21 protein-coding genes are annotated in these 19,332 nt (G+C 70.8%); 9 read left to right on the top strand and 12 right to left on the bottom strand.

Annotated elements, in window-relative coordinates; translation table 11 throughout:
- Positions 1-46: 46 nt before the first annotated feature.
- The gene (locus RS82_RS17645) at positions 47-1,297 is read left to right on the top strand and encodes an alpha/beta fold hydrolase (RefSeq protein WP_045301878.1); all 1,251 of its coding nucleotides are present in this window, start codon (positions 47-49) and stop codon (positions 1,295-1,297) included.
- Positions 1,298-1,363: 66 nt separating this feature from the next.
- On the opposite strand, the gene RS82_RS17640 is transcribed toward RS82_RS17645, so the two are convergent.
- From RS82_RS17640 to RS82_RS17625, 4 genes are all read right to left on the bottom strand, one after another.
- Positions 1,364-2,806, bottom strand: a complete 1,443-nt coding sequence (locus RS82_RS17640) for a DUF1254 domain-containing protein (RefSeq protein WP_084695743.1) — start codon at positions 2,804-2,806, stop codon at positions 1,364-1,366.
- Between the two features lie 134 nt (positions 2,807-2,940).
- Positions 2,941-5,223, bottom strand: a complete 2,283-nt coding sequence (locus RS82_RS17635) for an esterase-like activity of phytase family protein (protein WP_045301876.1) — start codon at positions 5,221-5,223, stop codon at positions 2,941-2,943.
- A gap of 165 nt (positions 5,224-5,388) precedes the next feature.
- Entirely contained in the window at positions 5,389-5,865 is a 477-nt protein-coding gene (locus RS82_RS17630; RefSeq protein WP_045301874.1) for a hypothetical protein, read from the bottom strand.
- On the bottom strand, positions 5,862-6,749 hold the full coding sequence (locus tag RS82_RS17625; protein ID WP_045301872.1) for a LysR family transcriptional regulator: 888 nt from the start codon (positions 6,747-6,749) through the stop codon (positions 5,862-5,864). Before RS82_RS17625 ends, RS82_RS17630 begins: the two co-directional genes overlap by 4 nt.
- Before the next feature lie 112 nt (positions 6,750-6,861).
- Between RS82_RS17625 and RS82_RS17620 the strand changes: the two genes are divergently transcribed.
- The gene (locus RS82_RS17620; protein ID WP_045301871.1) at positions 6,862-7,797 is read left to right on the top strand and encodes an aldo/keto reductase; all 936 of its coding nucleotides are present in this window, start codon (positions 6,862-6,864) and stop codon (positions 7,795-7,797) included.
- Between the two features lie 103 nt (positions 7,798-7,900).
- On the opposite strand, the gene RS82_RS17615 is transcribed toward RS82_RS17620, so the two are convergent.
- Positions 7,901-8,713 carry a shikimate 5-dehydrogenase gene (locus RS82_RS17615; protein ID WP_045301869.1) on the bottom strand — a complete coding sequence of 271 codons (813 nt, stop codon included), beginning with the start codon at positions 8,711-8,713 and terminating at the stop codon, positions 7,901-7,903.
- Between the two features lie 94 nt (positions 8,714-8,807).
- On the opposite strand from RS82_RS17615, the gene RS82_RS17610 reads away from it, so the two are divergent.
- A complete protein-coding gene (locus RS82_RS17610) occupies positions 8,808-9,263 on the top strand; it encodes a GyrI-like domain-containing protein (protein ID WP_245619647.1) in 456 nt (151 codons plus the stop codon).
- Between the two features lie 57 nt (positions 9,264-9,320).
- On the opposite strand, the gene RS82_RS17605 is transcribed toward RS82_RS17610, so the two are convergent.
- Entirely contained in the window at positions 9,321-10,007 is a 687-nt protein-coding gene (locus RS82_RS17605) for a type 1 glutamine amidotransferase domain-containing protein (protein ID WP_045301867.1), read from the bottom strand.
- A gap of 118 nt (positions 10,008-10,125) precedes the next feature.
- Between RS82_RS17605 and RS82_RS17600 the strand changes: the two genes are divergently transcribed.
- On the top strand, positions 10,126-11,025 hold the full coding sequence (locus RS82_RS17600) for a LysR family transcriptional regulator (RefSeq protein ID WP_045301865.1): 900 nt from the start codon (positions 10,126-10,128) through the stop codon (positions 11,023-11,025).
- A gap of 58 nt (positions 11,026-11,083) precedes the next feature.
- On the opposite strand, the gene RS82_RS17595 is transcribed toward RS82_RS17600, so the two are convergent.
- Both RS82_RS17595 and RS82_RS17590 read right to left on the bottom strand, forming a co-directional pair.
- Positions 11,084-11,263, bottom strand: a complete 180-nt coding sequence (locus RS82_RS17595) for a CsbD family protein (protein ID WP_045301863.1) — start codon at positions 11,261-11,263, stop codon at positions 11,084-11,086.
- A gap of 41 nt (positions 11,264-11,304) precedes the next feature.
- Positions 11,305-12,114 (bottom strand): YrzE family protein, encoded by an 810-nt coding sequence (locus RS82_RS17590; RefSeq protein WP_157005664.1) that lies wholly within the window; start codon positions 12,112-12,114, stop codon positions 11,305-11,307.
- Positions 12,115-12,274: 160 nt separating this feature from the next.
- On the opposite strand from RS82_RS17590, the gene RS82_RS17585 reads away from it, so the two are divergent.
- Positions 12,275-13,087: an alpha/beta fold hydrolase gene (locus tag RS82_RS17585; protein WP_045301861.1), complete on the top strand. Its 813-nt coding sequence runs from the start codon at positions 12,275-12,277 to the stop codon at positions 13,085-13,087.
- Positions 13,084-13,392: an Rdx family protein gene (locus RS82_RS17580; RefSeq protein ID WP_045301859.1), complete on the top strand. Its 309-nt coding sequence runs from the start codon at positions 13,084-13,086 to the stop codon at positions 13,390-13,392. Before RS82_RS17585 ends, RS82_RS17580 begins: the two co-directional genes overlap by 4 nt.
- Positions 13,393-13,422: 30 nt before the next feature.
- On the opposite strand, the gene RS82_RS17575 is transcribed toward RS82_RS17580, so the two are convergent.
- Both RS82_RS17575 and RS82_RS17570 read right to left on the bottom strand, forming a co-directional pair.
- Entirely contained in the window at positions 13,423-13,860 is a 438-nt protein-coding gene (locus RS82_RS17575; protein ID WP_045302213.1) for a hypothetical protein, read from the bottom strand.
- 213 nt (positions 13,861-14,073) lie between these two features.
- Complete coding sequence (locus tag RS82_RS17570) at positions 14,074-14,508, bottom strand: Lrp/AsnC family transcriptional regulator (RefSeq protein ID WP_045301857.1); 435 nt, start codon at positions 14,506-14,508, stop codon at positions 14,074-14,076.
- A gap of 125 nt (positions 14,509-14,633) precedes the next feature.
- Between RS82_RS17570 and RS82_RS17565 the strand changes: the two genes are divergently transcribed.
- The 3 genes from RS82_RS17565 to RS82_RS17555 all read left to right on the top strand — a co-directional run bounded on the left by RS82_RS17565 (position 14,634) and on the right by RS82_RS17555 (position 17,177).
- Positions 14,634-16,010, top strand: coding sequence for a pyridoxal phosphate-dependent decarboxylase family protein (locus RS82_RS17565; protein WP_045301855.1), 1,377 nt, complete (start codon positions 14,634-14,636; stop codon positions 16,008-16,010).
- Between the two features lie 97 nt (positions 16,011-16,107).
- A complete protein-coding gene (locus tag RS82_RS17560; RefSeq protein ID WP_045301853.1) occupies positions 16,108-16,836 on the top strand; it encodes a hypothetical protein in 729 nt (242 codons plus the stop codon).
- Positions 16,833-17,177, top strand: coding sequence for a hypothetical protein (locus RS82_RS17555; RefSeq protein WP_045301851.1), 345 nt, complete (start codon positions 16,833-16,835; stop codon positions 17,175-17,177). Before RS82_RS17560 ends, RS82_RS17555 begins: the two co-directional genes overlap by 4 nt.
- A gap of 78 nt (positions 17,178-17,255) precedes the next feature.
- On the opposite strand, the gene purB is transcribed toward RS82_RS17555, so the two are convergent.
- Together purB and RS82_RS17545 are read right to left on the bottom strand one after the other, a co-directional pair.
- Positions 17,256-18,638 carry an adenylosuccinate lyase gene (purB, locus tag RS82_RS17550; protein ID WP_045301849.1) on the bottom strand — a complete coding sequence of 461 codons (1,383 nt, stop codon included), beginning with the start codon at positions 18,636-18,638 and terminating at the stop codon, positions 17,256-17,258.
- A gap of 47 nt (positions 18,639-18,685) precedes the next feature.
- A complete protein-coding gene (locus RS82_RS17545; protein WP_045301847.1) occupies positions 18,686-19,189 on the bottom strand; it encodes a low molecular weight protein-tyrosine-phosphatase in 504 nt (167 codons plus the stop codon).
- Positions 19,190-19,332 lie beyond the last annotated feature (143 nt).

Raw genomic sequence — 19,332 nt, 5'->3', positions numbered from 1 at the left:
GGGCGTCCTCGCCGCGACGTCGGGGGCGCACCATAGGCTCGTTGACATGTCCGTGACGACGCGCCGCATGCAGGATCTGACCATCGACGACCACTTCCTCACGGTTCCCCTCGTGTGGGGAGATCCGGCGGACGCCCGCACGATCGACATCCACGCGGCGGTCGTCACGCGAGAGGGTGGCGAGGGCCTGCCGTATCTGGTGTTCCTGCAGGGCGGGCCGGGTCACGAGGCGCCGCGCGCGTTCCACTCGCCGTCGGGGCCGTCCTGGCTCGACGCGGCGCTCGAGCACTACCGCGTGGTGCTGCTCGACCAGCGCGGCACGGGGCTTTCGACGCCCGTCGGCGACGACGACCTCGAGCGCGACGCAGCCGAGCTCGCCGAGTACATCACGCATCTGCGCGCCGACGCGATCGTGCGCGACTGCGAGGCGGTGCGCCAGCACCTGGGAGCCGAGCGGTGGAGCGTGCTGGGTCAGTCCTTCGGCGGGTTCACCACCCTGGCGTATCTCTCGACGGATGCCGCGTCCCTCGAGCACGTCTACATCACCGGCGGTCTGAGCGCCGTGGGCCGCCACCCCGACGACGTCTACGCCGTGACGTACGACAAGATGCGCGACGAGTCGGAGAAGTACTACCGCCGCTTCCCCGCTCACCGCGACGCGATGCGGCGCGTGATCGACCTCGCGGTCGACGGCGGGCTCGTGCTGCCCGGCGGCGAGGTCGCCTCGGTCTCGCGCGTGCGATCGGTGGGCTCGGCGCTCGGCACCAACGACGGCTGGCAGACGCTGTGGGGTCTGCTCGAACGCGACCCGCGATCGAACGCCTTCCGCCACGACCTCGCCGCGGCGATGCCCTTCAGTGCCCGCAACCCGCTGTATTACGTCTTCCACGAGTCCAGCTACGCCGACGGCCACGCCACGCGGTGGTCGGCCGAGCGCACCGAGCCGGCCGACTTCCGCGAGGACCCGACGCTCTTCACCGGCGAGCACGTGCGCCGGGAGTGGCTCGACACCGTGCCCGGACTCCAGCCGTGGCGGGACGTGACCCTCGCGCTCGCCGAGTTCGAGTGGCCGTCGCTCTACGACGCCGACGCGATCGCGGCATCCGATGCCCGCGGCGCGGCCGCGGTCTACGTCAACGACGTCTACGTGCCGGTCGAGTTCTCGATGGAGACGGCGCGGCTCCTCCCCGGCGTGACCCAGTGGATCACGAGCGAGCACGAGCACAACGGCCTGCGCGGCGGCGGCGACGTGCTGTCGCGCCTCATCGACCTGGCGCACGGCCGCCGCGTGCGCTGACCGCGACGCTGACCACGAGGACCGACGGATGCCGCGGCGCGAGCCCGTGCCGCGGCATCCTGTCGGTCAGGCCTCCTTCACGAGCTCGGGCAGCTGCCACGTCTTGTCGAACCAGGGCTCCAGCGGGCCGTAGAGCCGCAGTATGGGGAACCAGGATTTGCCGGGGATCGTGGGGATCCAGTTCGCCTCCTTGCCCTCGGGCGCGGTCGGCGAGAACCACAGCACGTACGAGCCGTCGTCCTCGGCCTGCACGGTGCCCGAGAGGCTGGCGAGCGCGGGGTACGGGGTGGACTGCAGGAGCGAGCGGGTCTGCGTGTCGTAGAGGTCGATCGCCCAGAAGTTCTTCGCCGGCGGGTCCGCCGGGATCCGCAGCGAGTATGTCGCTGAGCCGTCGAGCGCGTGGCCGTCGGCATCCTCCGCGGTGTACGCGTACGCCGAGCCGGAGCCCACCTGCGCATGCGCCATCGCCGGCGTGATCACCGTCGCGAAGTAGTGGAACTGCGTGCGGGCGTCGAGATTGAGTGCGCCGCCGCGCAGGAACTCGTAGCTGCCGCCGACGAACGCGTTCTTCCACGACGAGCCCTCCCAGAAGAAGGCGTCGGGGTCGCGCGGCTTGTAGACGAGCGCGCGCGAGATCGCCGCGCCGATGCGGGCGGCGTCGTCGAGGATGGCGCGCCGGTGGGCGTCGGGATGGAACGGCGTGCCGTGCGCGAGTCCGATCGAGGCCAGGGTGCCGGCTCTTTCGGGGTCGAGCGCCGTCGGCGGCTCCTCCGAAACGAGCTGCGCGATCTCCTCGAAGAACGTGAAGTCGTTCGCGTGCACGGTGTTCTGCAGCACGGGAGCGATGTTCAGGAAGGTGTTCTCGCGGGGCGAGCCGGCTTCGCTCAGCGGGTAGATCCGCGTCTCCTTCATCGCGGGAACACCGCCCAGGGTGCGCAGCACGACCCAGTTCGCGTACGTCGGCGAATCGTACGTGTAGTACCCCTCCGGGCGTTCGCCGTCGTAGCCGGGGGGCAGGAAGAGGTACTTGCCGCCGGCGCCCTTGTCGGGCCCGGCGATGCCCATGTCGGCGACGTACCGGAACCAGAAGTCGTCGACGACGCACAGCGACTGCGGCGGCGCCTCGATGACCGTCGGCCCCCAGGCCTTCAGGTCGAGGAAGGTCGTGCCGTAGGTCGTCTCGGTGTTCGGGGTGAGGAAGATGCTGCCGGAGTTCGCCCGCGGGTCGGTGTAGCCGATCTTGTCAGGAGAGTCGACGCCCGCCGTCCGCAGGCCGGTCCGCATCGCGACGAGTGAGGCTCCCGGCACAGCGGTGAGGAACGCGTCGATGCCGCGCAGGAGGTCGAGTGCGTCGAAGATCGACTGTACCGACTCGGTCTTGGGCACGCCGTCGAAGAACTCGAACTCGCCGAACGGCGTCTTCAGCAGGTCCGGCGTGGCGAGGTGCGTCACCTCCTCCGCCAGCTGCTCCTTCGTCAGTCCCGCCCCGGGGGTGCCCTCGATGGCCATACTCGTCCCTTCGTCCGAAGCGCCGCCCCCCGGCGGCGCCCATCCTCCGCATTGTGCCAGGCGGAGGTGGCGCGCACGGCGAAGGGCGGGGGATGCCGCGGCATCCCCCGCCCGGATCGACGGTGCCGTACGGCTCAGCCCGCGAGCGTCACCGTGTCGATCGTCACCGCGGCGATGCCGGGGTGGTCGCTGAAGACGCCGTCCATGCCCGCGGCGACGAATGCGCGGATCTCGCCGTCCAGGTCTCCGTGGGCGGCGGGGTCGGCGCTCGAGCGGAAGTCCACCGGCAGGAACTGGTTCTCGGCGCGGAACGTCCAGCCGTGCACCGTGAGCCCCGCCGCGTGCGCGTCGGCGATGACCGCGGTGGGCGTGCCCAGGCGGCCGTCGGCGGTGCGCGGGATCATGACGGACTTCTCCAGGCCCACACCGTCGGCGTAGGTCGCGATCTCGGCGAGGCCCGCCGGCGTCACGAGGTCCTTGTACGTGCGCGTGTCCCCCGCGAGCGTGAAGTCGTACGGGCGGCCCGACGCATTCACGAGCTGGGCGAGCGTGACGTCCGTCATCCCGTCGAGGTCGTACAGGTTCGCGGTCTCGAAGCTCTGCAGGATCACCGGCGCGTTCGCGCGGTCGAGGCCGTTCGCCTTGAGGGCCGCGACGAGCGGCTCCTCGAGCGACAGGCCGATCGAGTCGAAGTACGACGGATGCTTCGTCTCGGGGTACACGCCGACGGGCCGGCCGTCGCAGCTCACCGAGTGGCGCGCGAGGTCCATGACCTCGTCGAGCGTCGGGATGACGTACAGCCCGTCGAACGCGGTGTTCGCCGGACGCGTCTGCGGGAGGCGCTCCTTCGCGCGGAGCGTGCGGAGCTCGGCGAACGTGAAGTCCTCCGTAAACCAGCCGGTGACCGAGGCGCCATCGATGCGCTTCGTGGTCTTTCGCGCGGCGAACTCGGGGTGGGACGCGACATCCGTCGTCCCGCCGATCTCGTTCTCGTGACGGGCGACGAGCACGCCGTCCTTCGTGGAGACCACGTCGGGCTCGATGTAGTCGGCGCACTGCACGATCGCCGTCTCGTACGCCGCGAGCGTGTGCTCGGGGCGCGAGCCGCTCGCGCCGCGGTGGCCGATGAGGCTGACCGTCGACGGCTCGATCTTCGTCTTGTCGAGGTCGATGATCGCGAACTCGGTGTCGTCGGGCGTGCCGGGGATGCGCGCGTCGTTGCCCGGGTAGTTGTTGTCGTTGCCGATGAGCAGGCTGCCGTCCTTCAGCTGCACCACCGTCTCGAACGACTGCACGGGCAGCGAATAGATCTCGCCGGTGCCGTAGCCGTCGCCCGCGCCCAAGCCGTGCGGGTTCGCGATGCGCAGCGCGTCGAGCATGAGGCTCTTCTCGAGGTAGCCCTCGGCGTCCGTGCGCCGCAGGTCCACCTGGTACACGCGCTTGGTGACGGACTGCTCGCCTTCGAAGTCGTCGCGCTCGATGAGCAGGAGCACGTCGTTCTTCACGGTGAACGCGTCGCCGATCACATTCGGCTCCTGGTCGGTCTGGTAGCTCCACGTGCGGCCGGTGTATGCCCCGGCGCGCGTGTCGAACTCGAGGATCTCGCGGCGGCGCAGGTCGCTCTCGTCCGCGTACGAGCCTTCGACCACCGGGTAGAGGTAGCGTCCGTTGACCGACGCGGCGAGGGCCTCGAAGCCGCGGCTGGCGCGCACGCGCGGCGTCTCGCCGGGCTGCAGGTACGGGTTCTGCGGCGACTTCGCGCCGTCGAGCGAGAAGGGCTTCTCGAGGAGCGTGCCCTCGGCGTCGAAGTGCAGCAGGAACGGGCCGAACTCCTCGCCGACCCAGAATGTGCCGTCCTTGGCCTTGACGACCGACTCGATGTCGAAGTCGGCGCCGGTGAGGAGGCGCTCGGCGGTGCCGTCGTTCACGATCGGGAAGTCGAGCACCTGGTTGCGGTCGTTGTACGACACGAACCGCTCGATCTCGATCTCGCCGGCACCCCCGGCGGCCGTCTGCCACGCGGGACGCACGAGGTAGTTGCGCAGCAGGAAGTCGGCGGAGTTGCCCTTGGCGCCGAAGCCGTTGTCGGGCTGCGCCCAGAACGTGCCGTCGCCGTTGTCGATCGCGGCCGAGAAGCCGGGGATGACCTGCCCGTCCCACGGGCCGGTGCGGCCGTTGGCAGAACTGGCGAGAGTGCCGGACGCCGGACCCGGCTCGAGGTGATCGGCCGACAGGGTGGCCCGCGCGACGAGCGTCGGCACGTGCGTCTGCACGTACGGCGACTGCGAGTCACCGGGCGCAGCGGCGACCGGCTGGGCGAAGGCGGCGGAGGTGGGGAGGAGGGCGACGGCGGTGGCCGTCGCTGCTGCCGCGACGAGAAGGCGCGGCGGGACGCGTCGCGTGGGGATTCGACTCATGCCATCGACGCAACCGGGGTCGCTCGGCCGCGTGCTGACCGACCGCCGACCACTGCGCGACGACCCGGTGAACGGGCGGCAAGCGTCGCGTGAGAACGATCTCACGAACGGCAGGACGACGGATGCTGCCGCGCAAGCCCTGATCAGCGCCCGGAGCCGTCGCGGTCAGAGCGCGCCCAGCAGCGCCGCGAGCGGCGGCGGCACGCGATCGAGCGGCACAGCCTCCGCGAGCAGGCGCGCGTAGCGCGCCTTGTTGCCGCTGCGGCCGCCGAAGAAGCGCGCGAGTTGCGCCTCGACCGGGCGTTCGCGCTGGAACGGCTGGCGCTGCAGACTCCGGAACGACTCGAGCTCGCCCTGGTCGTCGATCACCGCCTCTACCCCGGCGACGCCCAGTGCGCGCACGAACTCGGCCTCGAGGTCGGGGTCGCACACGAACACCGTGTCGAGCACCCGCTCGAAGTCGTTCCGCTCCCCCACGTCGACGAGACCGACGAGCGGCACGCCGATGAGCTCCCCGGCCGCGCGGCGGGCACCCTTCGAGCCGCCCACGACGCGGACCTCCGGCATCCGGATCCCCATCCGCGCCGCGAGCGTCTCCAGGGCGATCCGATCGCTCTCGCCTTCGACCAGCACGACGGTCATGCGGCCTCGGCTTCGGCACGCTCCTCGTCGAGGATCTCCAGCAGGCGCGGCGCGAGAGAGGCGGTGCCCGCGATGAGTGTCGACACGATCCACTCCGGTGCGCCGGAGGGGACAGGCAGGGCGACCAGGCCCTTCGCCTGGGGCTTGTTCGCGACGTGCTGCGGCACGATCGCGACGCCGAGCCCGCGCGCGACGAGGTCGAGCAGCGTGTGGACGTCGTCGACGCTGCAGCGTACCCGCCGCTCGACGCCGTGCCGCTGGAACGCGTCGTCGTTGATCGTCCGCAGCGCCCACGCCGGCCGGAAGTCCACGAAGTCGGCGTCGCGGAGGTCTCGCCAGCGCGACACCGGACGCTCGGCCAGGGGGTGGGCAGGCGGGACGATGAGCACGAGAGGGATCCGAGCGAGCTCGGCCACGGCCGGCAGCGGGGCGGGGTCTGCGCTGGCGACGAAGGCGACGTCCAGCTCGCCGGCCGCCACATGGTCGACCAGCTGATGCGAACCCGCCTGCACGAACTGGATGTCGACGGCGGGGTGGCGGCGATGGAACCGCTCGAGGAGCAGGTTCACGTCGAGGGCCCCCAGGCACTGCTCGGCACCGATGCGCAGCGAGCCGGCGAGCTGGTGCGACGCGCGGACGACGGCATCCCGCCCGGCGGCCGTCTGGGCGAGGATCTCGCGGGCATGCGGCAGGAGCGCGAGCGCGGCCGGCGTGGGCTCGACCGAGCGCGTGGTCCGTTCGAACAGCTTCGCGTCGAGCTCGTGCTCGAGGCGGCGGATCGCCGCCGACAGCCCGGACTGCGACACGCGGCATCGCTCGGCAGCGCGGGTGAAATGTCGCTCCTCAGCGAGGGTGACCAAGTACTCCAGCTGGCGGTGCTCCATGGGGTATCCATTCGCTTGGATTCTCAATCGCAGAATATACAGTTGTTGGACTTCTTTGTGCGCGGTGCCTAACGTGGACGCGGCAGTACTGACCCGACGCGAGAGCGGACCCATGAAGACCATCGAACTCACCGGCGTCGAGCGTCCGGCACCCAACGTGGTGCTCGGCCTCATGCGCATCCAGGATCTCGACGACGACGCGGTGCGCACGCTCATCCGCACCGCGCGCGACGCGGGCATCGACTTCTTCGACCACGCCGACATCTACGGCAGCGCCCTCCACGGCTGCGAGCTCCGCTTCGCCGAGGCGATGCGGCTCTCGGCGTCCGAGCGCGCCCAGATCACCATCCAGACCAAGGCCGGCATCGTGGGCGACGGACCGTACTTCGACTTCTCGTACGAGCACATCGTCGAGTCGGTTCACGGGTCGCTCCGCGCGCTCGACACCGACTACATCGACATCCTGCTGCTGCACCGGCCCGACGCGCTGGTCGAGCCCGACGAGGTCGCGCGGGCGTTCGACGAGCTCGAGGCCGCGGGCAAGGTGAGGGCGTTCGGCGTCTCGAACCACACCCCGCGCCAGATCGATCTGCTGAAGAAATCGGTGCGCCAGCCCATCGTCGCGAACCAGATCCAGCTGTCGATCACCCACTCCCCGACCATCGCGCAGGGCGTCGCCGCCAACATGCAGGGCGAGGAGCAGTCCCTCACGCTCGACGGCGGGGGGATCATCGACTACTGCCGCCTGCACGACATAGCGGTGCAGGCGTGGTCGCCGTTCCAGGCGGGATTCTTCACCGGTGTGTTCCTCGACTCGCCCGACCACCCCGAGCTCAACGCCGTGATCGGCCGGCTGGCTGCGACCTACGGCGTGCCGCCGATCGCGATCGCCGTGGCGTGGATCACCCGGCACCCTGCGCGCATGCAGGTCGTGCTCGGAACGACGAACCCCGAGCGCGTGAGCGGCGCCGCCGAGGGCTCCGACATCCCGCTCACCCGCGCCGAGTGGTACGAGCTGTTCCGCGCCGCGGGCTACCGCGTGCCCTGACCCTGCCCCGGGCTCTTCGGGCCGAGGCGTATCCGCCGAGACCGAGGACGGTGTCCTCGGTCTCGGCGGGAATCCCCTGCATCGCGAACGAGCGCGGGCCGACTTACTGCCGCGAGAACTCCGATGCGCGACGGATCTGGTCGAGCGTCGGCGTGACGCCGGTGTAGCGCTCGAACTGCCGGGCCGCCTGCAGCGCGATCACCTCGGCACCCGTGATGACCGGGATGCCGCCGCTGCGCGCCGCCTGGATCAGCGGCGTCTCGGCGGGGTAGGCGACGACGTCGAACACGGTCTGCGCCGCGTCGACGTGCTCCTGTGAGAACGACAGGACGTCGGCGTCGGCACCGGCCATGCCGAGCGGGGTGACGTTGACCAGCACCGCGTGCCCCGGCGCCGGGTCGGTCGTGGTGCTGCGGTAGCCGTACTTCGCGGCGATCTGCGCCCCGGCCTCGGCGTTGCGTGCGACCACGGTGACATCGTCGAAGCCCGCACCGCGGAAGGCGGCGACGACCGCCTTGCCCATGCCGCCCGATCCGCGCACCAGCACGGGGAGCGCGGGGTCGACGGCGTGCCGCTCGAGCAGCTCCGCGACCGCCTCGTAGTCGGTGTTCGACGCGACGAGGCGCCCGCCGTCGTTGACGATCGTGTTGATGGACTCGATCGCCGCGGCGGAGGGCTCGATCTCGTCGACGAGCGGGATCACGGCCTCTTTGAACGGCATCGACACGGAGCAGCCGCGGATGCCGAGCGCCCGCACCCCGCCGATCGCCGCCTCGATGTCGTTCGTCGTGAACGCCTTGTAGATGAAGTTCAGCCCGAGCTCGTCGTACAGGAAGTTGTGGAACCTCGTGCCGATGTTGGACGGGCGTGCGGCCAGGGAGATGCAGAGGACCATGTCCTTGTTCAGAATGGGCACGGTGCCATTGTGCCCCGCCGATGTCCGACCCCAGGGCGACGATGCAGGAGGCGAGACGTACGCGCCGCCACCGACCCTCGAAGGAGAGCGCAGGATGACCGCCATCGAATACCGCCGGCTCGAGCCCGTCACCGTCTATGCGGCATCGGGCGTGGCGCCGGGCAGCGACGGCGTGCCCGCCGTGATCGACCGCATCCTGCCGCCCCTGCACGACGCCCTCGAGGGCGCGGGCGTCGAGTACCGCGAGCCCGGCACGTTCTGGTACGAGCCGCTCGACGGCGGCGACCTGCGCGTGTGGGTCTCGTGGATCGCGGGGGACGAGCCGGTGGCGGGCGACGGCTGGCAGGTCGTGGAGCTGCCGGCAGCCGAGCGTGCTGCCGTCACCACCTATCGGGGCGAGATGAGCGGCATCGCGGACGCGTGGGGCGCGTTCATGCAGGCGGTCGCGGCAGACGGCGTCGAGTTCGACGGCCCGTGCCGTGAGGTGTACCTCCAGGCCGACGGTCCGCAGTCCACATGGGTGACCGAGCTGCAGCAGCCCGTCGCCTGACCCTCGCCCCGCCGCGGAGACGGATGCCGCTGGCCGCGGCATCCGTCTCCCTCGGCGTCAGCGAGCGGCAAGCACCTCGACCATGCGCCGGGCCGTGGCCACGCTCGACTGCGGGTTCTGTCCGCTCACGAGCGAGCCGTCGACGACGACCGTGACCGACCACGGGTCACCCGACGCGACGACGGCGCCGAGGTCGCGCAACCGCGATTCCACGAGGTACGGCGAGGCATCCTTGAGGCCGCCCTGGTGCTCCTCCTCGTCGGTGAATACGGCGAGCCGGCGCCCGGCGAAGGCGAACGAGCCGTCTTCACGCACCGCGCTCAAGAGGCCGGCCGGACCATGGCACAGCACGCCGACCACCGCGTCGCGGTCGACCGCGTCGACGAGGAGCCGTCCGAGGTCGGCATCGGCCGCGAGGTCCACCATCGGTCCGTGCCCGCCCGGCAGCGCGATCGCGTCGTACTCGCCGGTCTTCACGTCGGCGAGGGCGCGGGGGTGCGCGAGCAGGGCGTCGATCGACGCGAGGTAGGCGCGCAGCTCGTCCGAGGACTCCTCGCCGAGGCTGCCGGGGTCGACCGTGGGGCGTACGCCGCCCGGAGTCGCGATATCGACGGCGTGGCCCGCTGCGACGAGCCCGCGGTGCAGCTCGATGAGCTCCTCCGCCCAGAATCCGGTCGGGTGCGCGGTGCCGTCGGTGAGCGCGATGGTGTCGGCGCCAGTGACCGCCATGAGTACGTGTGCCATGTCTTCTCCGTTCAGGTGGGCGCTCCGTGCGAGCCGCTGCGGGAAGGAACGAGGCATCCATCGCCATCATTTCCTGCAATGCTGTTGAGCCATAGATTTCTTGATGGATGGATGCCGCATGCAAGAGCTCGATCTGCTGCACACGTTCCTCGAGGTCCACCGGGCGGGCTCGATCACCGCCGCCGCGGCGCGGCTGGGAGTCAGCCAGCCGTCGGTGAGCGAACGGATCGCCCGGCTCGAGGGCGAGCTCGGCACTGCCCTGTTCACACGCTCGGCACGTGGAGCCACCCCGACGCCCGCCGGCGACGCCCTCGCGGTCCGCGTGGCCGGGCCGGTCGACCGCCTGCGCGAGGTGTGGGTCGCGCCCGCCCCCGGCCCCGCAGAGACGGTGCGGGTCGGAGGTGCGAGCGACGTCGTCGCGTCGAGGGTCATCCCCGCGCTGGCGCCGCTGACGGGCGAGGGCGTGAGCCTCGCGTTCACGCTGGGCCTCGCCCACGACCTGCTCGCACGCCTGGCGGACGGTGAGCTCGACGTCGTGGTGTCGTCGGTGCGGACGCCGGTGCGCGGCATCCGTTATCGCGGTCTCGTGGACGAGGAGTTCGTGCTCGTGGGGTCACCGGCGCTCGCCCGGACGATCGACCGCACGCGCCTCGCCGCCGAACCGGCGGGGGCACTTCAGCACCTGCCCCTCGTGGCCTACGACACCGACCTCTCGATCGTGCGCAGGTACTGGCGCAGCCAGTTCGGGCATCGACCCGCCAATCCCGTGGCTGTCACGGTGCCCGACCTGCGGGGTGTGCTCGCCGCGGTTGTGGCGGGAGCCGGCGTCTCGGCGCTGCCCCGCTACCTCGCCGAACCCGCCATCGGCGCCGGCACCGTCGAGGTGCTGCACCGTTCCGACGAAGCGCCGATCAACACCCTGCACCTCGCGATCCGAGCCGCCGACCCCCCGACGCCCGCCGCCGGCCGTGTCATCGACGCGCTGACCGAGCGGGCGCGAGACTGGGACGTGTTCTGAGCGTGCGCACGACGACGCCCCGGGTCCGCCGGGAACCCGGGGCATCGTCGTCGGCAGGTCACCGGTCGCCAGTGAATGCGTCCTTGATGTCGTCGCCGGCCTTCTTCATCTTGGCGCTGGCCTGATCCGCCACGCCCTCGGCCTGCAGCTTCTCGTTGTCGGTCGCGTCGCCGACCTTCTCCTTCACCTTGCCCTTCATGTCTTCGGCGTTGTGCTTGATGTCGTCATCCAGACCCATGGCGGATCCCCTTCTCTTCGTTGTCTTTCATAGGGCGAGGCTCAGGAGCGGGTGCGATCCATGCGGTCCACACCGTCCAGTCCGACGCGGTCGACGCGGCGGTGGTAGCTCATGCCGGCCATCCCGCCCAAGACCGCGGCGACGAGCGTGATCACGGCGGCGCCGATGGCGGTGAGGATTCCGGTGAGCGTGGCCGTGTCGGCGGTCACCGGGATGCGCGGGAAGATGTCGACGTTCGCGAGGATGTCCCACTGGCTGCCGGCGATCAGCGTGATCACCGCGACGACGATCGCGATGAGGATCGCCCACAGCCACACCGCGAAGCCCTGCTTGGCGCCGCTGAACCGCGCCATGCGGCCGGCGACGTAGCCACCGGCGAAGTAGGCGATGAACAGCACGGCGGCGATGGCGATCGCGCCGATGATCGTCGCCGCGCCGACGTTGCCGGTCGCGGCTTCGGCGGCGTCGTCGACCGCCTGAGGCGAGGTGAGGCCGGTGGCAGCGCCGATCGCGGCGACCACGGCGGTCAGCGCGACGAGTGCGCCCAGTGCCGTGAGCCAGCCGAAGAAGGCGCTGCCGAACTTGATCCCTCCGAAGCGCTCGCGCTCGCGCCCGACGACGACGTCGCGCAACGACGCCTCGCGGGTATCGGTGACGCTGTCGATGTCGCGCCCGCGACGCGCCTCTTGCACGTCGGGCACTCCGTCGCGGTCGGCGTCGACCCGAGGGTCCTGGGTGAGAGGACGGGTGCGGTCGGCATCGGGGTAGCGGGTCAGATCGCGATCACGATCCAGGTCCCCGTCGGTGCTCCGCGGGTCCGTCGTGCGGTAGTCGCGGTTGTCGGTGCTCATGACGTGAAGGTATGCGGAGCACGCACTGACACTCAGCCCGGTTGATATCCGGTGCGGTGCGAGGTAATCTGTGCAACTTTCCGCCCGGGCGGAAGGGATTGGCGACCGTTGTCCGGGCTGCCGTGCGGGGCCGCTCGCGGGGCGGGAGCAGAATGGCGATATGGATGCCGTCGCCCCGATCCCGCGTACCGAGATGCCGCCGCCGAGCTACATCATGTCGGCCGAGGGCTATCAGCTCGCGACGTACGCCTGGGGCGAATCCGACGCCGACACCGTCCTGTGCGTGCACGGGTTCGCGTCGAGCTGCCGCGACAACTGGGTCGAGACCGGCTGGGTGCGCATGCTCACCAGCGCCGGATATCGCGTCATCGGCGTCGACCAGCGCGGCCACGGCGCGAGTGACAAGCCGGATGATCCCGTCGCATACTCGATGAGCGCGTTCGTCGGCGACCTGATCGCCGTGCTCGACACCTACCTCGTCGACGCCGTCCGCTACGTCGGCTACTCGCTCGGGGCCCGTGTCGGCTGGCAGCTCGCGGTCGACGCCCCGGAGCACGTGAGCCGTGCCGTGCTGGGCGGAATCCCGGACGGGCGTCCGCTCGGCCGACTGCGCATCGAGCAGGCCAGGGCGTATGCCGAGGAGGGCATACCCGTCGAGGATCCTGTCACCCAGAACTACGTGAAGCTCGCCGAGCGGGTGCCCGACAACGACCTCCGCGCGCTCATCGCGCTGGCCGAGGGGATGCGGTTCGGCGACGCCGACCCCGACCCGGAGCGACCCCCGCGCCAGCCGGTGCTGTTCGCGACCGGCACCGAGGACGCGATCCTCGAGCGCTCGCGGACCCTCGCGGCGACCGCGCCGAACGGCCGTTTCATCGAGATCCCGGGGCGCCATCACTTCAACGCCCCGGGCTCACGCGCCTTCCGCGATGCGGCCGCGGAGTTCCTGAAGGCGGACGGGACGGGCGCATGAGCCATCACATCCGCGTCGTCTACTGCACCCAGTGCGCATGGATGCTCCGTGCGGCATGGGTCGCGCAGGAGCTCCTCACCACCTTCCAGGACGAGCTCATGGGTGGCGGCGCCACGCTCGAGCCGGGCACCGGCGGGATCTTCGAGGTGTACGCCGACGACGGGCTCGTCTGGTCACGCAAGGCCGACGGCGGCTTCCCCGACATCGTCGTGCTGAAGCGCCGCGTGCGCGACCGCATCGCTCCCGACCGCGCGCTCGGCCACGCTGATCGCGCCGCCGCGAGGCCGACCGACCCCGACCGCTGAAGCGTGCACGACCGCGGGGGCGCGGTGGGTTCAGGCCACGGCGGCCGCGACGAGCTCGGTGATCTTCTTCTCGACGGCGGGGGTCCAGGCGAGCACCGCGAAGCCCGTCGACCAGAAGTCGCCGTCGTCGAGGTGGGCGGTCTCGTCGAACTGGATGGTCGCGTAGCGGGTCTTGAACTTCGAGGCCGGCTGCGTGAAGACGACGACCTTTCCGGCCGCGTTCGCGTAGGCGGGGAACCCGTAGTACGTCTTGGGCACGAGGTCGGGGGCGACCTCGCCGACCACCTTGTGCAGGCCCTCCGCGATCTCCCTGTCCGTGCCGTCGAGCTTGTCGATCGCCTCGAGGACCTGCTTCGTCCCCGCTTCGCGGCTCTTGCCCGCCTTGGCCTGGTCGCGCAGCTCCTTCGCGCGATTCTTGACCGCCTCGCGCTCCTCCTGGGACAGTCCGTCGGATGCCGTCTTCGCCATGATGCTCTCCTCACGCTCGTGGGCGCCTTCGCGTCCCGTGATCCTCACGCTACCGAGGCGCTCTGGACGGCGCTTCTCCATTCCTGCTCGATCGGGCCGGGTTCGTCGAGTACCGCGGCGGCGTCCACGACCGCTCGACGGTGTCGAGCGTGCACGGGCATCCGCCTGCCGCTCTTCCGCTCGCCCTGGGCGCGATCGTCCCGCTGCCCGACGTCAGGCGACGGCCGAGCTCAGCAGGATGCTCGTCTCGCTGTCGCGCACGCCTGCCGTGCTGCGGATCGCGGCAAGGGCGCCGTCGAGGTCGCCGAGGCTCTCGCAGCTGAGCTCGGCCACGAGATCCCAGCGGCCGTTGGTCGTGTGGAGCGCCGCGATCTGAGGGATGCCGCGCAGCTGGCGGATCGCATCGCGCGCGTCGTGCCCCTCGACGGCGACCAACGTGATCGCGCGCACGGCCGAGTCGCTCGCGACATCGTGGAGACGCACCGAGAAGCCGGCGATCACGCCGGAATCGACGAGGCGCTCGATCCGCTTGTTCACCGTCGTGCGGGTGACGCCGAGCCGCTCCGACAGGCGCACCACCGACTCCCGGCCGTTGGCGCGCAGCAGCGAGATCAGGCGTCGGTCGAGATCGTCCAGGGGAGCCACCATGAACAGAATGTACGTGAACGGTGAGCAGAGTGCGTACCCCGTTGCCGAATTGACGCGAGATGCTGATTGAAAGGCGCAGTCCCACGCGCATAGCCTGGCGAGGCCACCCTCTGGAAGGACTCACCGTGACCGCGCCCGACGACATGCATCGCATCTCCCCCGACACCCGTCACACCGTCGAGGACGTGCTCGAGTACGCGCGGCGCCGGGCCCTGTACGAGGATGTGCCGCTCGACAAGCCGATGAGCCCGCGCGACCTGGAGCGCCTGGCGTCCGGCTCGATCACCCCGGAGGGCATCGGCTCGCGGCGCGCGATCGCCCTCTTCGAGAACGTCCTCGCCCCGGCGTGCGTGTCGACGGACCACCCCGGGTACCTCTCGTTCATCCCCTCGGCGCCGAGCAAGGCTTCGCTCGCGTTCGACGTCGTGGTGTCGGCATCCGCCATCTACGGAGGCTCGTGGGTCGAGGGCGCCGGCGCGGTGTTCGCCGAGAACGAGGTGCTGCACTGGCTCGCGAAGGAGTTCGGTCTGCCGGCGGGGGCGGGCGGCGTGTTCGTGCAGGGCGGCACGATCGGCAACCTCTCAGCCCTCGTGACGGCTCGGGATGCTGCCCGCCGCCGCGCGGCGGACGAGGGGCGCCAGACCCCGCCCCGGTGGGTCATCGTGTGCAGCGCCGAGGCCCACTCGTCGATCGCGTCGGCCGCGGCGGTCATGGACGTCGACGTCGCGACGGCTGAGGTCGATGCGAACGGTCGCCTGCACGGCGACGCCGTGGCGCGCGTGCTCGACGACCACGGCGACGCGGTGTTCGCGGTGGTCGCCACGGGCGGCACGACCAACTTCGGCATCGTCGACGACATCGCCAGCGTCGGGGCCGTCGCGCGCGAGCGCGGCATCTGGTTCCACGTCGACGGCGCGTACGGTCTCGCGGCGATGCTCGTCGAGAGCATGCGGCCCGTCTTCGCGGGCGTCGAGCTCGCCGACTCGGTCATCGTCGACCCGCACAAGTGGCTGTTCGCGCCCTTCGACGCGTGCGCGCTCATCTACCGGGAACCCGCCCTGGCGCTGTCAGCCCACACCCAGAAGGCCGAGTACCTCGACACCCTCACCGGCAAGCCGGACTGGAACCCGTCCGACCTCGCCATCCAGCTCACCCGCCGGGCCCGAGGCCTGCCGATGTGGTTCTCGCTCGCGACCCACGGCACCGACCAGTACCGCGCCACGATCGAGTACGGCATCGACCTCGCGCGCCGCATCGCCGACGAGATCGAGTCGCGCGAGGGCCTCTCGCTCGTGCGCGACCCGCAGCTGTCGGTCGTGGTGTTCCGCCGCGAGGGCTGGACGCTCGCCGACTACGAGGCGTGGTCGAGCCACCTGCTCGAGGAGCAGCACGCCTTCGTCGTGCCGAGCTCCCACGCCGGCGAGCCCGTGCTGCGGTTCGCGATCATCTCGCCGCTGACGACGTTCGAGCTGCTGACCGCGATCCTCGACACCCTGGACTGAGGCCGCCGACGGGCGCCCGGAAGCTCCCAGCCGCCACGCACGTAGACTGGAGGCATCCGTTCTCATTCCTGAGAACCCGCCGCTCCGCAGGATCACCGTGACCTCAGCCGATTCCCGCACGTTCGCCGTGCGCCACGTGCAGCTCGCACGCGCCGCGTTCGCAGCGCTCGCGGCGCTCATGATCACGTTCTCGCCCGACCACTCCGCCCTGGTCGGCAGCTCGGTGTTCAGCGGCTTCACGATCGCGACCGGCCTCGTGCTGCTGCTCGCGGTGTGGCTGGTCTATCCGAAGGGTCTCCGCTGGCCATCGGCCGCGCTCGGCGGCGTCGCCATCGTCGCCGGCATGGCGAGCGGCCTCTACCCGCTGCGCACCGTCACCGGATACTTCGTCATCGTGATCACGTGGGCGCTCATCAGCGGCGTCATCGAGCTCATCGCCGGCTGGCGCGGCCTCCTCGGCCGTCGCGAGCGGCGCGAGATCGCGCCCGGTGTCGCCGACGCCCGGCCCGCTGCGGTCGTCGGTCCGCGCGCCGAGAGCCGCGATGCGGCCGTCGTCGGCGCCCTGACGATCCTCCTCGGCATCGCGCTCCTGTTCGTGCAGCCGGCGTATGCGCTGGACTACACGATCGAAGAGGCCCACGCGACGTTCACCCTCACCGGCATCACGATCGGCGTCGGCCTCTTCGGCGGCTACGCCGCGATCGTCGCCGTGTACCTCGGCATCGCGGGCTTCTCGCCGCGCCCCCCGGACGACGCCGGGGCCCCCGACTTCACGGCGGAGGCGTCCGCGTCCGCCGATCCCACCCCGCAGAAGGACTCCGCGTGAGCCACGAAAGCCCCACCCGCCGCGACCTCATGAAGCCCCTCCAGCTGCTCGGGCTCGCCTTCGCGGCCGCCCTGTTCGCGGGCATCGTGACGCTCGTGTCGATGGGCTTCTTCCAGCAGCGCGCCGCAGGCGAGGCGGAGCGCGCGGTCGTCACGGCGCTCGTCATCGCCGGCATCAGCTTCATCGCGGTGCTGCTGATCGTGTCGCTGCTGCTCCTGGCCGTGGACCCCGCGCAGGTGACGAAGCAGATCGACAAGCCGGTGCTCTTCGACGAGAAGCCCGACGAGCCCGAGCAGGGCGAGAACCCGGATGCCGCAGCATCCGGGAACCCGAAGGCCTGAGGTCCGCGCGCCCGGCTGTACCTAGCCCGGCCCCGGGGGTCTCTCCGCAGAATCGGGGTCTCGCGGCAGAGGTGCGGTTCAGCCCAGCTCGTCGACCAGCTGCGAGGCGAGGCCGTCGTAGGTCGCCGGGGTGAGGGCGAGGAGGCGCTGCTTCGCCTCGTCGCCGATGTCGAGGCCGCGCACGAACTCCGCGAGCTCGGGTGCGCCCACGCGGCGGCCTCGGGTGAGGTCCTTGAGGAGCGCGTACGGGTCGCTGATCTGCGAGCGCCCGGCCGCGATCTCGGCGCGCACCACCGTCTGGATGGCCTCGGCGAGCACTTCCCAGTTCTGGTCGAGGTCGGCCAGCAGCACATCCTCGGCGAGCGAGATCTCTGTGAGGCCGCGCTGGAGGTTGTCGAGCGCGAGCAGCGAGTGCCCGAACGCGACACCGATGTTGCGCTGCGTCGTCGAGTCGGTGAGGTCGCGCTGCAGGCGGCTCGTGACGAGCGTCTGCGAGAGGGTCCCGAGCAGGCCGCCCGAGATCTCGAGGTTCGCCTCGGCGTTCTCGAATCGGATGGGGTTGATCTTGTGCGGCATCGTCGACGAGCCGGTGGCGCCGGCCACCGGGATCTGGGTGAAGTAGCCGATCGAGATGTAGGTCCAGATGTCGGTCGCGAGGTTGTGCAGGATGCCGCCGGCGTGACGCACGCGGTCGTACAGCTCGACCTGCCAGTCGTGCGACTCGATCTGGGTCGTGAGGATGTTGAAATCGAGCCCCAGGCCCTCGATGAACGCGCGCGAGACCTCGGGCCAGTCCACGTCGGGCGCGGCCGACAGGTGCGCCGACCACGTGCCGGTGGCGCCCGAGAACTTCGCGAGGTACTCGCCGCCCTCGATCTGGTCGGCGACGCGGGCGAGACGCCAGGCGAACACGCCGAGCTCCTTGCCCATGGTCGAGGGCGTCGCCGGCTGGCCGTGCGTGCGCGAGAGCATCGCGGCGTCACGGTGGTTCACCGCGAGCTCGGTGAGCGCGGCGATGACGGCGCGCAGCTTCGGCAGCCACACGCGCTGCACGGCGCGCTGCACGGTGAGGGCGTACGACGTCGAGTTGATGTCCTCGCTCGTGCACGCGAAGTGCGTGAGCTCGGCGATCGCGTCGAGGCCGAGCGTCGACAGGCGGTCGCGCACCAGGTACTCGACGGCCTTCACGTCGTGACGGGTCACCGACTCCTTCTCGGCGAGCCAGTCGATCTCGGCCTGCCCGAACTCGAGGTAGAGCGCCCGCAGGCGCTCCTTGTCGGCGTCGGCGAGCGGCGAGGTGCCGAACAGCGAGCGGTCCGTGAGGGCGATGAGCCACTCCGCCTCGACCTCGACGCGGGCGCGGTTCAGGCCCGCCTCCGAGAGGTACTCGCCCAGCTCCCCGACGGCGGGGCGGTAGCGCCCGTCGAGGGGGCTGAGCGGCTGAGGAGGCAGAGAGGTCATGGGGGCTCCCGTCGGTATCGCCGAGGACGACCGTCGATCCGGTGTCTTCACACCGGGCGGATGGCGGGTTCGAGTTGCCGGAAGAGCGCCCGGCTCGCGCTCTCGATCATACCGAGCACCTCGTCGAACATTCCGGGGCCCGCGTAGTACGGGTCCGGGACGTCGAGCGTGCGGGCCGTGGGATCGAAGGCCAGCAGCAGGGCGATCTTGTCGGCGTCGCCCTCGGTCCGGGCCCATCCGCGCAGGATCCGCTCGTGGCTGCGATCCAGCGCGACCACGAGGTCGCTGCGCGCGAAGTCCGAGTGCGTGAACTGCCGCGCGCGGTGGTGCGAGCCGTCGTAGCCGGCGCGCTCCAGCGCCTCGATCGTGCGGAGGTCGGCCTGCTCGCCGACGTGCCAGTCGCCGGTGCCGGCACTCGTCGAGGCGACGCGCGCACCGAGGCCCGAGGCATCCGCGAATCCCCGGAACACCACCTCCGCCATCGGCGAGCGGCAGATGTTCCCCGTGCACACGAACACGACGCGGAAGGGCGTCGCGTCGGTCGCGGTCATGGGTTCCATTCTGGACCGAGCGGACACCGAACGTTAAGGAGTTCTCCTCTCAGGGTCTTCCGATGACGGATGCTGCTCGCCTAGCTTGTGACGAACGGGCGGCGACCAGGCCGCCCTTTCCCTATGCGCGGTCCACAGACCGC

It is taken from the genome of Microbacterium trichothecenolyticum (assembly GCF_000956465.1).
Lineage (GTDB): Bacteria > Actinomycetota > Actinomycetes > Actinomycetales > Microbacteriaceae > Microbacterium > Microbacterium trichothecenolyticum.
This window is presented reverse-complemented; position numbering and strand designations above follow the sequence as displayed.